The organism is Dawidia cretensis, assembly GCF_018598175.1.
GTDB lineage: Bacteria > Bacteroidota > Bacteroidia > Cytophagales > Cyclobacteriaceae > Ohtaekwangia > Ohtaekwangia cretensis.
On sequence record NZ_JAHESE010000027.1, the window covers coordinates 96,279 to 110,032 of the forward strand.

General features: G+C 49.2%; 12 protein-coding genes and 1 tRNA gene. 8 read left to right on the top strand and 5 right to left on the bottom strand.

Going from position 1 to position 13,754, the window contains the following annotated elements:
• Positions 1–34 precede the first annotated feature (34 nt).
• Complete coding sequence (locus KK062_RS22010; protein ID WP_254086513.1) at positions 35–1,570, top strand: SusD/RagB family nutrient-binding outer membrane lipoprotein; 1,536 nt, start codon at positions 35–37, stop codon at positions 1,568–1,570.
• Positions 1,571–1,621: 51 nt separating this feature from the next.
• Positions 1,622–2,464 (top strand): BT_3044 domain-containing protein, encoded by an 843-nt coding sequence (locus KK062_RS22015; protein ID WP_254086514.1) that lies wholly within the window; start codon positions 1,622–1,624, stop codon positions 2,462–2,464.
• 99 nt (positions 2,465–2,563) lie between these two features.
• Here the strand turns inward: KK062_RS22015 and KK062_RS22020 are convergent, their stop codons facing one another.
• Entirely contained in the window at positions 2,564–3,289 is a 726-nt protein-coding gene (locus KK062_RS22020; RefSeq protein ID WP_254086515.1) for a hypothetical protein, read from the bottom strand.
• Positions 3,290–3,428: 139 nt separating this feature from the next.
• On the opposite strand from KK062_RS22020, the gene KK062_RS22025 reads away from it, so the two are divergent.
• Positions 3,429–3,848, top strand: coding sequence for a 6-pyruvoyl trahydropterin synthase family protein (locus KK062_RS22025; RefSeq protein ID WP_254086516.1), 420 nt, complete (start codon positions 3,429–3,431; stop codon positions 3,846–3,848).
• Between the two features lie 37 nt (positions 3,849–3,885).
• Positions 3,886–5,007, top strand: coding sequence for a lipid-A-disaccharide synthase (gene lpxB / locus KK062_RS22030; RefSeq protein ID WP_254086517.1), 1,122 nt, complete (start codon positions 3,886–3,888; stop codon positions 5,005–5,007).
• 5 nt (positions 5,008–5,012) lie between these two features.
• Here lpxB and clpX read toward each other — a convergent pair whose 3' ends face one another.
• The 4 genes from clpX to KK062_RS22050 form a co-directional block, all read right to left on the bottom strand.
• Entirely contained in the window at positions 5,013–6,248 is a 1,236-nt protein-coding gene (gene clpX, locus KK062_RS22035) for an ATP-dependent Clp protease ATP-binding subunit ClpX (protein ID WP_254086518.1), read from the bottom strand.
• A 96-nt stretch (positions 6,249–6,344) separates the two neighbouring features.
• Positions 6,345–7,019 carry a ClpP family protease gene (locus KK062_RS22040; protein WP_317195804.1) on the bottom strand — a complete coding sequence of 225 codons (675 nt, stop codon included), beginning with the start codon at positions 7,017–7,019 and terminating at the stop codon, positions 6,345–6,347.
• Positions 7,020–7,236: 217 nt separating this feature from the next.
• Entirely contained in the window at positions 7,237–8,583 is a 1,347-nt protein-coding gene (locus KK062_RS22045; RefSeq protein WP_254086519.1) for a trigger factor, read from the bottom strand.
• 88 nt (positions 8,584–8,671) lie between these two features.
• Positions 8,672–8,756 (bottom strand) — tRNA-Leu (locus KK062_RS22050).
• A gap of 123 nt (positions 8,757–8,879) precedes the next feature.
• On the opposite strand from KK062_RS22050, the gene KK062_RS22055 reads away from it, so the two are divergent.
• The 4 genes from KK062_RS22055 (at position 8,880) to KK062_RS22070 (ending at position 13,639) form a co-directional block, all read left to right on the top strand.
• Positions 8,880–11,093 (top strand): RelA/SpoT family protein, encoded by a 2,214-nt coding sequence (locus KK062_RS22055; RefSeq protein WP_254086520.1) that lies wholly within the window; start codon positions 8,880–8,882, stop codon positions 11,091–11,093.
• Positions 11,094–11,514: 421 nt separating this feature from the next.
• Positions 11,515–11,988, top strand: a complete 474-nt coding sequence (locus KK062_RS22060) for a Fur family transcriptional regulator (protein ID WP_254086521.1) — start codon at positions 11,515–11,517, stop codon at positions 11,986–11,988.
• Positions 11,989–12,000: 12 nt separating this feature from the next.
• On the top strand, positions 12,001–12,330 hold the full coding sequence (locus tag KK062_RS22065) for an STAS domain-containing protein (RefSeq protein ID WP_254086522.1): 330 nt from the start codon (positions 12,001–12,003) through the stop codon (positions 12,328–12,330).
• Between the two features lie 28 nt (positions 12,331–12,358).
• The gene (locus KK062_RS22070; protein ID WP_254086523.1) at positions 12,359–13,639 is read left to right on the top strand and encodes an adenylosuccinate synthase; all 1,281 of its coding nucleotides are present in this window, start codon (positions 12,359–12,361) and stop codon (positions 13,637–13,639) included.
• Positions 13,640–13,754 lie beyond the last annotated feature (115 nt).

Below are 13,754 nucleotides of genomic sequence, written 5' to 3' on the forward strand. Positions count from 1 at the left end.
AATTCTCGTTTGACGAACTCTTAACATGACAACTATGAAGAAAAATATTATAAAATACGTTGCACTGGTTACGCTCGCGGTGGGTGTCAGCGCATGTACTGATAACTTTGATAAATTCAACACCAACGAGAACGCGCCGACAGCCGAACAGGCAAGCCCGAACTTGTTGCTGACAAATGCAATCGAGAGCTCTACCGACCGGCTTCATTCCATCGGGCTGGGTCATGAGATCGGCGCCGGCTGGGTGCAGTATATGGCGAAGGCGCAATATACCGACGAAGACCGGTATCAACCCCGCGTCTCTGAACTGAACACTACCTGGAACAGCTTCTATAGCGCATCTGGACAGGATATCGCAAAGCTGCTTAAAATTGCGGATGCTTCAGGAAACACTGCCTATAAAGCAGTTGGTTTAATCATGCAGGCTCACATCATGTCTATCGTTACAGACCTGTGGGGAGCTGCTCCATTTTCGAAGGCTTTCCAGGGTGACCCAGTCGATGGCGGCATCCTCAGCCCTGAATACGACACGCAGGAAGCCATTTACCGCGCGATCATCGAAAACCTGAAAACAGCCAATACGCTGTTGGCAGAAACCGAAAACGAAATCGCCGGTGATATCCTGTTTGATAATGATCTGGCCTTGTGGCAGCAATATTCCAACTCCCTGCGTTTGAGATTACTGCTAAGAATGTCTGCGAAAGATGTTCCGTTCGTAACAGCTCAGATGACGGAAATCGTCACTACACCTGACGTGTTCCCCATTTTTGCAGATGGTCAGAGCGCATACCTGCAGTACTTAGGTCTGGCTCCGAACAACAACCCGATCAACGAAAACAGAAAGACACGCGATGATCACCGTGTGAGCAAAAACATCATTGATATGCTCGACGCCAATGGTGATGAACGTATCATGCTGTATGCACAACCTGCTTCTGGCACAGCGTCATATGTAGGTATGCAAAACGGCCTCACGTCTTCTGCAGCAGCTGCATACAATGGAAACGGCCTGGCCAATACATCGAAAATCGGCACGTATTTCTTGCGCGGCGAAACCCCCGGCATGTTGTTGAGCTATTCCGAACTGCAATTCATTCTGGCAGAAGCGGCGCACAAAGGCTTTATCCCTGGTGGTGAGGCGCAAGCACAGGCCTACTATGAGGCTGGCGTCGAAGCTTCGTTTTATCAGTATGAAGATTATTTCCAGGATTTGATCGACAGACACGTAACATCGGGCGGCTGGTCTATGCCGGATTCGCTGTATAAGGCTGTTGAATATCAAATTGAGGAAGCAGCACCTTACACCCCAGCCGAGGCCGACCGATTGATCGCTACTCAAAAGTACATTGCCATGTTCGATCAAGGTCTGGAGTCCTGGTTTGAATGGAGAAGAACTGGGTACCCCGAGTTGACGCCGGCGGTTAACGGCCTGAACGGTGGTAAGATCCCTGTGCGCCTGCAATACCCGCTCGACGAGGAAACTAAAAACCCTACTGCGTTGCAAAAGGCTAAGGACGATCAAGAGGGTGACGAAAGCATGAATAGCCCGGTGTGGTGGGATGCAAATTGATCACGTGTAAAAAGGAAAAAGTGTTTTTGAATAACATTAGATTAAGAACAAATGAAAATATTTAAATACTTTCTGCTAAGTGGTCTTGCAGCAATGGCATTTGCTTGTGAGGACAACGAGGATCAGATAACGACAAATGCAATAGAAGGTGGCCTTTTGGTGCCCCAATCAGCCTCTATTTCCTACGTGCTTGGTAAAACAGCATCGATAGACGTGGTCTTGACCGTTCGCCAGGGAATTGGCGTGGAAAAGGTGCAGGTATATAAATCATATTGCTCTGAATGTGGCCTGGAATCGACAGCGAAGCATAGCAACGAAGTGCTGGTAACAGAGCTGGAAGTTAACAGCTCCAATGTGGAGGAACGCGTTGATGTGACGCTCAACCAAACCTATGCCCAATTACGCAACGGATTGCTCCTTGAAAATCAACCCCTACCTGAAGATGAAGCTACGCTACGGATTGGTGATTTCTGGGAATATCGCTTTGTGTCAGTAATGGCTGACGGCCGCGAAGTGGTGAATCTGAACACAATTACAGTGTCAGTAGCAAATGCATACTCCGGGAGCTATAAATCGGTCGGTAAGTTTGTTCACCCGACGGGCGGAGAACGAGGTATCAACCGGAACAAAACGCTGGCGCCAATTGATCCGGAAACTGTTTCTACAGAATATGCTGACCTTGGTGGTAGCGGCTGGGTTATGTGGTTGGTCGTAAATCCTGATAACACAGTAACGTTAGTACCGAAAGGTCCTGCTAGTACGGGAACCGTGCAGTTCCAGGTAGATGCAGATGACAATACATACAACCCGGATACTAAGGTCTTTAAGCTTCGCTACAAATATGCAGGTGACGGAGGTGACCGCGTCGTGAACGAAATACTCACCAAGCAGTAATCAAAGTTCAAAGTCATGAAAAAGCCATCTGTGATAAACAGATGGCTTTTTTTGATTTAAAGAATGAAAGAGGCAGAGGCCTTCTTTACTGAAAAGCTGTTATTGATTCTGTGTCTCTCCGTTAAGTATGCTTAACATATTAATTAAATCCGGTAATCGCTTGCTATTCAGATTTGCTGCGATCAGACGATCCTGTGCATCCTTAGGTTCTTGTTGGAATATTTCCGGGATACTTTTCTTTTTGATCGACTGGGCAAGAATCAGGTGACCCTGTTTGTCGGCCAGGTAGTATTTATCGCTCTTTGACAACTGAGCGTCCGGCGAGCCAGCATCTAAGGCCGCTACGTAACCACTCTTTACTAATTTTACTTCAGTTTTAGACACCAGGTCCCAGTCCCCATCAACAATAACTTGCAGAAAGCCTTGTATAGGTGTACCGTCTAGCGTGTAGTTCCTCGAGTTTACATATGTGGTGAGTCCTGCATTGCTATTGTCATCCTGCTGGAACTTGTCAACACGCTGCCCTGAAAGTACTTTAACCTGATTTTCTATTTTTATTTCAAATTGATTGTGTTGGATGTCATACTTAAAATAGTAGTCTTTAAGGGACATCTCTTTCAGATAGATCGTCCCCCGTTTCCAATCGTCCGTCAAGTAATAGCTCCCTTTGATTTCCGCCGGTGCAGGTGGCAGCTGCGTGACAAAGCCCCCTGAGTTGGTCTGTATATCCATTCCCGCAGAAGGATTATTGCCAACGGTTTGAGCATGCGCCTGAAACGAAAGCATGAGTGCTAACAGGGTCGCGCTGATAACATGTTTTTTCATATGGTTAGGTGAAGGTTAATCCGAAGGATGTTTACCCGTATAGGTAGTTGGATTTTTTGAACTTTGGAAGTTAAATTCCTGGAAACCAGTCGAATTTACTATGAGTGGGAGAGGTGTTATATTTGCAGTCTGGTTACTTATGATCTACATCTCACGGAAAGAACATTTTAACGCCGCCCACAAGCTTTACAATCCCCAGTGGACACCGGAAAAGAATGCGGAGGTATTTGGCCCGTGTGCCAACGAAAACTGGCATGGCCATAATTTCGAGCTGATTGTGACCGTAAAAGGCCATCCCGATCCTGAAACGGGCTTTGTGGTCGACCTCAAGCGCCTGAGCACGCTCATCCGCCGGGAGGTGATAGATAAGCTCGATCATAAGAACCTCAACCTCGACGTCGATTTTATGCAGGGCAAACTGGCCAGTTGCGAAACATTGATCCTCGAGATTTGGAAGATCCTGAACGTCCAGGTACCCGCCATTACGAAATACGGTACTCTGCATTCACTCCGCTTGTACGAGACGCCTCGGAATTATGTAGAGTACTTTGGCGAATAAATTGTAACTCGTACCCCGTTCATCAGTTCTATCAGCCATGCGATATTATATCATAGCGGGGGAGCGGTCAGGCGATCTGCATGCCGGCAACCTCGTCCGGGCCATTCAGCAGCACGATCCACAAGCCGAATTTCAAGGCTTTGGAGGCGATTACATGGAATCGGGTGGGGTAAAGCTCACGGTGCACTATCGCGACCTGGCGTTCATGGGGCTGGTGGAGATTCTCACGAACCTGAATAGAATATCCCGTTATATTGGGAAGTGTAAGGCCGATATCGCAGCGTACAAGCCTGATGTGATCATCTTAGTAGATTATGGCGGCTTTAACCGCCGAATTGCCAAGTTTGGCAAAAAGAACAGCATCAAGGTCTTTTACTACATTCCACCCAAGGTATGGGCCTGGTACCAGCGCAGGGCGCTCGAGCTCAAAGCCAATGTCGACCAGCTGTTTGTCATCCTACCATTTGAGAAGGATTTCTTTAAAAGGTTTGACTGGGAGGTGGACTATGTCGGCAATCCCGTGCTGGATGCTGTAAAAGCGCATATACAAGACCTGCAGTTCCTCGAACGTAATCAGCTTACCGGTAAGACTCCCCTGGTCGCTTTGCTGCCCGGCAGCCGCAGACAGGAGCTGCGCACGATTATTCCACTGATGGCAGCTGTGGTGGAGCGATTCCCGGACCGCCAGTTTGCTGTGGCGGCGGTATCAAATCTGGATAAGTCGTTATATGGCTTGCTGCAGCAGTACCCTAACGTAACATTTATCTTTGAGGACACCTACAACCTGCTGCAACATGCTGCTGCGGCAATTGTGACCTCCGGCACCGCGACACTGGAAACAGCGTTGTTTCGAGTACCTCAGGTGGTGGTTTATAAGGCGAGCCAGGTGTCGTACTGGCTGGTGAAGCAGATCATTAGAGTTGCGTATATATCCCTGGTAAACCTGATTGCCGGCAAGGAAGTGGTCAAAGAAATGATCCAGGGAAAGGCCAATCCAGATGATGTTTCAGCGGAGCTTACCCATATGTTAGAGGATATACCCTACCGGGAAAACATGTTACAAGAATACGATCGGATTATACAAATACTGGACACAGGGTCGGCGTCCGACAATGCGGCGCGGCTGATGACCCAATATTTAAAGAAAGCCGGAAAGTAGCCTGGTTAGGCTACTTTCAGCTTGCTGTAATGTGATTTGCTAAATTTCTCTTCCGCGTATGCGCGGTTGATCACCAGCCTGTCGGTATTCTTCTCAGACGGAAGCTCGAACATGGCGTCGTTAATGATGGCTTCGCAGATGCTGCGTAGACCACGGGCTCCCAGCTTAAACTCCATGGCTTTCTCGACGATAAAATCGATGGCGCCATCTTTGAATTCGAGCTCGATGCTTTCCATGTCGAACAGCTTGCGGTATTGTTTAATGAGCGCGTTTTTGGGCTCCGTCAAAATCTTACGCAGGGCGTCGGTGTCCAACGGGTTCAGATAGGACACCACTGGCAGACGACCAATGAGCTCGGGAATCAGGCCGAAGCTTTTCAGATCCTGCGCTGTTATAAACTGCAGCAGGTTGTCTTTGTTGATATCGGCAGGATGCAGGCCATCGAGACCCGCCACAAAGCCCAGGGGACGTGTATTGAGGCGGTTGCCAATAAAGCGCGAAATGCCTTCAAATGCACCGCCGCAGATGAACAGAATGTTCTCCGTGTTGACAGTGATCATTTTCTGGTCGGGGTGTTTCCGTCCGCCTTGGGGCGGTACGTTCACTGCCGTGCCTTCCAGAAGCTTCAGCAGCGCCTGTTGTACACCTTCACCGCTTACATCGCGGGTGATGGAAGGGTTGTCTGATTTACGCGCGATCTTATCGATCTCGTCGATATAAACAATGCCACGCTCGGCAGCCTCGACGTTGTAGTCGGCGGACTGGAGCAGGCGTGTTAAAATGCTTTCTACGTCTTCGCCAACATAACCGGCTTCGGTCAGCACAGTGGCGTCGGCAATACAGAACGGAACTTGCAGCATCTTGGCCAGTGTGCGGGCCAGGTACGTTTTACCGGTACCGGTCTCGCCAACCATGATGATATTCGATTTCTCGATGGTTACATCGCTGTCAAGCTTGCGCTGCATCAACCGCTTGTAGTGGTTGTACACCGCGACCGACATGATCTTTTTAGCATCGTCCTGGCCGATGACGTATTCGTCCAGGAACTTCTTGATCTCGATCGGTTTGATCAGCTTGAAATTGGGCGAAAAGCCCGCTTCCGTCTTGCTTTTCTTCTCCTCGCTGAGGATCTGGTTCGCCTGCGTCACACATTTGTCGCAAATGTGCGCGTGGATGCCGGAGATCATCAGGTCAACATCTTTTTTACTTCTTCCGCAAAATGAGCAGGTAACTTCAGCCATGTTTTGTAGAGATTACCAATGTGCAAATGTGCGCATTGGGTGTTCAAAAATACCCAATAGTTAGCACATCTGCACAGTGACAAATCTGCCTTTAAATTAGATTTTCTTACGTTCCAGAACTTCGTCGATCAGGCCATATTCCTTGGCTTCAGAGGCGCGCATCCAGTAGTCACGATCGGAATCTTTCTCGATTTTCTCGTATTTGGCGCCGCTATGCTTGGCCAGGATGTTATACAGGTCCTTTTTCACTTCCAGGGTCTGCTTCAATGAAATTTCCATATCCGAAGCCTGACCTTGCATGCCGCTCATGGGCTGGTGAATCATCACCCGTGCATGGGGCAGGGCAGAGCGTTTTTTAGCAGCACCCGCCGTCAGCAGCACAGCGCCCATCGAAGCTGCCAGGCCTGTACAGATGGTGGCAACATCAGGATTTACATATTGCATGGTGTCGTAGATACCGAGGCCGGCATACACAGAACCACCCGGGCTGTTGATGTACATGATGATGTCTTTCTTCGGGTCTGATGACTCGAGGAAAAGCAGCTGTGCGGTGATCAGGTTGGCGATCTGGTCGTCGATACCCATTCCCAGGAAAATAATACGGTCAGAAATAAGGCGCGTAAAGACATCGATCGCGCGGAAGTTGCCCGGCCGCTCTTCGATCACATACTGCGTCATGTTTTGGATTTGCTGCGCATAGCTGTCAACGGTATTACTGCTCATGCCCATGTGGTGCACCGCGTACTTTCTGAATTCATTGTTATACTGCATAGTCAATTATGAAAATAAATTACATTTTGGAGGTCGGAAATTATAGTAATCTTAGGCATCCAAGGTCACAAATCCAACCCTTTCGATCCTTAAACCCATTTAAAGCAAAAATGGTTTTAATTCCCTCCCGACGGCGGAATTAAAACCATAGTCGCATGACCGGTGCGCTTTATTGCAGCCGTCGGCAACGGCCGCTACCGGCCTGAATACGTATCGATTAGTGTTTGTGCTCTTCGACGATCTTCTTGAACTCGTCTGCTGACACTTTTTTCTCCTGTACCGTAATGCTCTCCCGGATCAGCTTCATGATCTTCTCGCCACGAAGCTGGTTGTAGAGGCGCATGAAGTTCTGGCCGTTCTCGCTTTGTAAATAATTGTCGGCAATGGCATCCATGCGGTCACCCAGTTGGGCAGCAAATTGCTGGCCGCCAAACTGTGCCAGGATCATTTCCTTCGCTTTGTCGCGAACTTCTTCCGACTCTACGGTGATCTGCTTGTCTTCGGCAATTTTGTTTTTCACCAGGTCCCACTTCAGGCCACGCGCGTACGCATCAAATTCTTTTGCCAGTACATCGTCTGTTACCTGACCATTGCTGGTCGACTTCAACCAGCTCTTCAGGAACTCAGCCGGCATCTCGATCTTGGTGTTATCGAGATAGTAGTCTTCAATGTGGTGGTCGAGGAAGTGTTCCGACTCGCGCTTGTAATTCTCGCCGATCGTTTCCTTTACCTTCTGAATGAAATCAGCTTCTGTCGTCACCACGCCAGGACCGAAAACACGATCAAAAAGCTCGGTGTTAACAGCGGCGGGCTCGTTATGGCTGATGTTGGTAACTTTAAAAATATAGGTTCCTTTGGCGCTTTTAGCTTCTTCAGCAGGAATGCCGAGCAACTGGCCGGTAAGACCTTCTTCAGCAAAAAGTTTGCTTACTTCAAATTCTACTTCTTCGTCTTTCTTCACGCCAACAAACCTGGCTTGCTCTTTCTTATCGACTTTGTCCAGTTGCAGGAAAGCGTATTCTTTTTTGAAGTCACCGTCTTTCGCGCGAAGCTCACCTGTCAGGTTATCTTCTGCACCGGCAGCCTCGGGGTAGGTCATGTTGCCAAAGCGGTTTTTCAGATCGGCGATCGTCTCGTCCATCACCTTATCATCCACTGTAATGGTGTAGCCTTGAACTTTTACGCTGGGAGAAAGATCGTAGGTGAAATCTTCCACCATCCCAATCTGGTATTCGAACTCAAAATCACGCTGAGTATCCCAGTCAATGCCGCTGGCCTTTTCCTGATTGGGCAGGGGCTCGCCGAGAATGCGGAGCTTATTTTCTTTGATGTAGTCGGAAAGCTTGTTTGACAGAAGGTGGTTGATCTCGTCTACCAGGATGGATTTACCGAACATCTTCTTGACCACTCCGGTAGGCACCTTGCCCTGACGGAAGCCTTTGATATTCGCTTTGCGCGAATAATCTTTCAGCTTTTCTTCCACGCGGGGTTGATAATCACCTTCGGTTAATCTAATTTTAATTAGACCTTCAGTGCTGTTCTTTTTGTTCAGAGTTATTTCCAAAGCTTAAAACGTTTGATTGTTTACCTTTCCAGAGAAACCAAGAACCCTCTCTGCCCGCGCTTTTGTTAACGAACAGTGAGGGTTCAGCTGGTCCGGATGGAGGGACTCGAACCCCCACGCCTTTCGGCACCAGATCCTAAGTCTGGCACGGCTACCAATTACGCCACATCCGGAAAATGAGGCCGCAAATTTATGGAATATTCGCAAATAAAGAATAGTTTACGTTTTTTATTCACAAAGAGCTTACAAAAGAGGAAAAAACCTCGTTTATTAGTTCAAATCAGGGATTTCAGAAGATGGTAATCGACACGGAGCAGGAGAAAAAAGAGATCATCAGCCGATACAGAAGATTACTACGCAAGGCTAAACCCATCTTAAAAGATGAGGACGCCAAATTGATCAAAAAGGCTTTTACACTGTCGCTGGAGGCTCACAAGGACATGCGCCGCAAGTCTGGAGAGCCCTTTATTTTCCATCCCCTGGCAGTAGCCGAGATTTGCGTGGAGGAAATCGGCCTGGGCACAACCTCGATCATTGCCGCCCTCATGCACGACGTCGTGGAAGACACCGACATCGAGCTGATCGACATCGAGCGCATGTTTGGCAAAAAAATCGCCAAGATCATCGATGGTCTGACCAAAATCCGCGGTGTTTTTGAATACGGCACTTCGCAACAAGCGGAAAACTTCCGCAAAATGCTGTTTACCCTGTCGGAAGACGTGCGGGTGATCCTTATCAAGCTGGCCGATCGTCTGCACAATATGCGCACGCTCGACAGCATGCCCCGTCAGAAACAGCTGAAGGTTGCCAACGAGACCATTTATCTCTATGCCCCGCTGGCACACCGCCTGGGCCTAAATGCCATCAAAACCGAACTGGAAGACCTCTACCTGCGCTTTACGGACCGACCTATCTACCAGTCTATTGCGCAGCAGATCGACGCCACCCGGTTCGCCCGGAACAAGTTTATCAAACAGTTCGTGGTGCCGATCAAAGAGGAGCTCGACAAGCTCAGCATCGAATACGACATTAAAGGGCGTCCCAAGTCCATTCACTCCATCTGGAATAAGATGCGCAAACAGAACATTCCTTTCGAGGAGGTGTATGACCTGTTTGCCATCCGCATCATACTCGACACCACTATGGAGCACGAAAAAGCGCTCTGCTGGCAGGTGTATTCCATTGTGACGGATTACTACACCCCCAATCCCGACCGCCTGCGCGACTGGATCAGCACCCCCAAAGCGAACGGCTACGAGTCGCTGCACACTACGGTCATGGCCAAAAACGGCCAATGGGTGGAGGTGCAGATTCGCAGCAAACGCATGGATGAAATCGCGGAAAAGGGTTACGCTGCCCACTGGAAATATAAAGACACCAACACGACCGCCGAATCGAACCTCGAGAAGTGGTTGGCCCGCGTACGCGATCTATTGGAACAAAACAACCATAGTGCTCTGGACTTTGTCGACGACTTCCGCGGCAACCTGTTCAGCGACGAGGTATTTGTGTTCACTCCCAAGGGGGAGCTGAAAACATTGCCCTACGGCGCGACAGCGCTGGATTTTGCGTTCGAGATCCACACCCAGGTGGGTTCCAAATGCATCGGCGCCAAAGTGAACAATAAGCTGGTGCCGATCAACTATGTGCTGAAGAACGGCGACCAGATTGAGATCCTCACCTCTGCCAAACAACGCCCTCACGAGGACTGGCTGCGGTTTGTCGTGAGCTCCAAGGCCAAGTCGCGCATCAAAGACGAGCTTAAAGAAGACAAAAGGAAATCGGCCGAAGAGGGAAAGGAGATACTGCTCCGCAAGCTTCGCCAGCTAAAAGAAGAGCCCACTCAGCAGTTTATGGAGCAACTGCGCGAGCATTTTAAAGTGCCCGCCAATTTTGAATTGTATTACCGTGTCGGCCGTGGTTTTATCACCGCGGCAGACCTCAAAAAATTTATTGAGAACAAACCGTCCTCGCCCATTAAAAGCAGGCCCAACCTGCAAGTGGCCGACGCGAAGACCATTGAGCAGGAAATTACCAAGAAAGGCCGCTACGATGACATTCTGTTGGTAGGCGAGGACATGGACGTGGTGGACTACAAGCTGGCTAAATGTTGTACGCCCATCCCCGGCGACGACGTCTTTGGCTTTGTGACTGTGTCGGAAGGTATCAAAATACACCGCACCAACTGCCCCAATGCACCCGAGCTCTTGTCGCACCACGGAAACAGGGTCGTAAAAGCCAAGTGGACGTCCCAGCACGAGGTGGCGTTCCTTACCGGCCTGAAAATCCGCGGCACCGACCGCGTAGGCCTCATCAACGACGTTTCTAAAGTCATCTCCGAAGAGCTGAAAGTGAATATGAGCTCCATGTCCATCCACACCGACTCCGGCATTTTTGAAGGCGAAATCATGCTTTACGTAAACGATACCCGCCATTTGGAGCAGCTGATTGAGAAGTTGCGGAGCGTGGAGGGGGTTGTGAAGGTGAGCCGTTTCGATTCTAAGGAATAACTACGACTGCCCGCGTAGGGGATATGTCAGGTATAGGTGAAGGATAGCTATGGTATAGGGTTGATACGGGTAATGTATGGCTTTAGTACGGCTTTGATACGGGTAAACCCCGGCTAAAACATATCAAAGGCAGGCCCAAGCCAGGGATATAGCATAGATATTGCATACATAAAGCATCTATAAAGCACAGATAAGCCAACATTCAGGAGCGCTGCTTTATCTCCGGTCAGGCAATGCCTCCGCTATGCCGTCAGGGTGCCTTTGCCACGGAAAGCCCCGCAATCATTCCGCTGTTACTCCCCAGTTTCCCTCTCTAAGCTCCACTAAAACCCTGTAATACAACCTTTTTGGCCAAAAGTCTACGCCTAAAAAAGCTAAATTGGCAGATCGCCGAAACTTGATTATTTTTGCCCGTTAATTCATGGCACTAAATCCGAAATTATACGACGAGGTCAGGAAGATCTTTACGGCTTACCTGGAAAACAAGGAGCTTCGCAAGACGCCTGAACGGTACGCCATACTCGAGGAAATTTACACCCGCGATGGCCATTTTGATGTAGAGTCACTTTACATCAGCATGAAGAATAAGAACTACCGCGTAAGCCGGGCCACTGTTTACAACACGCTCGACTTGCTGGTGGAATGCGACCTGGTTAGCAAACACCAGTTTGGCAAGAACCTGGCGCAATACGAAAAATCGTACGGCTTCAAACAGCACGATCACCTGATCTGCACCGAATGTCACAAGGTGGTGGAGTTTTGCGACCCCCGCATTCAGAACATTCAAAACACCGTGGAGGAGATCCTCCATTTCAACGTGATGCACCATTCGTTGATTCTGTACGCTGCCTGCACCAAAGTGGATTGTGAGCATCGCCAGGCGGCTTCAAACTAAGCACAATACACTATGAACTTTAATCACCAAATAAACGGTAGCAAACTGTCCATACGCCTGTCGGGTGACCTGATCGGCGAAGACAATGGCGCTGCCGTCATCGAGATCGTCAATAACGCCATACAAGAAAAGGCGCTGACCTGTATCATCGATATTTCTGAGCTGCGTTACATCAACAGTACCGGCATTGGCGTGCTCATTACAATTCTCACCAAGTTTCGCAATAAGGGCGGTGAGGTTTACCTCATGAAGCCGTCGGAAAACGTGCAAAAGCTGCTGGTCATTACCAAGCTCAACGCCATCTTCCAGATCATACAGTCGGAAGCAGAAATCGCAAAATAATTTATCAGATCAATAAGAAATTTCACGGATGTCTAAGGTAGATGTTTTATTGGGCCTTCAATGGGGAGACGAAGGCAAAGGGAAGATCGTTGACGTACTGGCCCCTAAGTACGATGTAGTCGCCCGGTTCCAGGGTGGCCCCAATGCCGGCCATACACTGGAGTTCGACGGCATCAAGCACGTACTGCATCAAATTCCCTCCGGCATTTTCCGTGAGACCACGCGCAACGTCATCGGTAATGGCGTGGTGCTCGATGCGGTGATCTTTAAAGCCGAAATTGACAAACTGGCCAAGTTCAATCTGAACGTCAGGAAAAATCTTTTCATTTCTAAAAAGGCCACGTTGATCCTGCCCACGCACCGGCTACTGGACGCGGCCTATGAAAAGGCGAAGGGCGAAAATAAAATTGGCTCAACCTTAAAAGGCATCGGTCCCACGTACCAGGATAAGATCGGTCGCCAGGGCCTGCGGGTAGGGGATATCCTCTCGGCTGATTTCAAAGACCGTCTGAAGCGCCTCACGGACGTGCACTTCAAGATCTTGAAAGATCACGATGTGACCTACAACTGGGCAGAGCTGGAAGCTCAATTCCTGGATGCCGTGCAATTCCTGAAAGAATTTAACCTCATTGAAAGCGAATATTTCCTGAACCGCGAGCTGAAGGCCGGATCGTCGATCCTGGCAGAAGGTGCGCAGGGAGCGTTGCTCGACATCGACTTTGGTAGTTATCCGTTTGTAACAAGCTCCAGTACAGTGACCGCCGGCGCGTGTACCGGCCTGGGGATTGCACCGCGTCATGTCGGCGAAGTATATGGCATCTTTAAGGCCTATAGCACCCGCGTTGGCAGTGGTCCATTCCCCACCGAGTTGTTGGATACCGACGGCGAGGCTATGCGCAAGGAGGGCAACGAGTTTGGCTCTACCACAGGACGTGCGCGTCGCTGTGGCTGGATTGACCTGCCAGCGCTAAAATATTCCATCATGATTAATGGCGTCACGCAGTTATTGATGATGAAAGCAGATGTGTTGAGCATCTTCCCGACCATAAAAGTTTGCACGCATTACGAGCTAAACGACGGTTCGGTGACGGATATGATCCCGTATGAGATCGTGCATGAAAAAATTTCCCCAGTTTATACAGAATTAAAAGGCTGGGGCACCGACCTGCGCAAATCGAAAGAAAGTTTGCCTTCGGAGCTGAACGATTATATAAAGTTTCTGGAAACAGAGCTTAATGTTCCTATTACATTGGTGTCGACAGGGCCTGATCGCACCCAAACAATACACCGTTCGCTGGTCACTGTGTAATTTTTTCACAGTTGAATTTGCAAAACGAAAAACACCTGCTACATTTGCATCCCCAATCGCTAGAAGAGCGGCGGGGATGCGGAAAGCGAGAGCTGATAAAGCAGAAGAATGGACT

What these genes read in the sequence shown, in the direction of transcription:
- KK062_RS22055 (WP_254086520.1), top strand. Translation starts at nt 8,880, where the DNA reads ATGGTAATCGACACGGAGCAGGAGAAAAAAGAGATCATCAGCCGATAC.
- KK062_RS22065 (WP_254086522.1), top strand. Translation starts at nt 12,001, where the DNA reads ATGAACTTTAATCACCAAATAAACGGTAGCAAACTGTCCATACGCCTG.
- KK062_RS22020 (WP_254086515.1), bottom strand. Translation starts at nt 3,289, where the DNA reads ATGAAAAAACATGTTATCAGCGCGACCCTGTTAGCACTCATGCTTTCG.
- lpxB (WP_254086517.1), top strand. Translation starts at nt 3,886, where the DNA reads ATGCGATATTATATCATAGCGGGGGAGCGGTCAGGCGATCTGCATGCC.
- KK062_RS22010 (WP_254086513.1), top strand. Translation starts at nt 35, where the DNA reads ATGAAGAAAAATATTATAAAATACGTTGCACTGGTTACGCTCGCGGTG.
- KK062_RS22040 (WP_317195804.1), bottom strand. Translation starts at nt 7,019, where the DNA reads ATGCAGTATAACAATGAATTCAGAAAGTACGCGGTGCACCACATGGGC.
- KK062_RS22070 (WP_254086523.1), top strand. Translation starts at nt 12,359, where the DNA reads ATGTCTAAGGTAGATGTTTTATTGGGCCTTCAATGGGGAGACGAAGGC.
- KK062_RS22025 (WP_254086516.1), top strand. Translation starts at nt 3,429, where the DNA reads ATGATCTACATCTCACGGAAAGAACATTTTAACGCCGCCCACAAGCTT.
- clpX (WP_254086518.1), bottom strand. Translation starts at nt 6,248, where the DNA reads ATGGCTGAAGTTACCTGCTCATTTTGCGGAAGAAGTAAAAAAGATGTT.
- KK062_RS22015 (WP_254086514.1), top strand. Translation starts at nt 1,622, where the DNA reads ATGAAAATATTTAAATACTTTCTGCTAAGTGGTCTTGCAGCAATGGCA.
- KK062_RS22060 (WP_254086521.1), top strand. Translation starts at nt 11,515, where the DNA reads ATGGCACTAAATCCGAAATTATACGACGAGGTCAGGAAGATCTTTACG.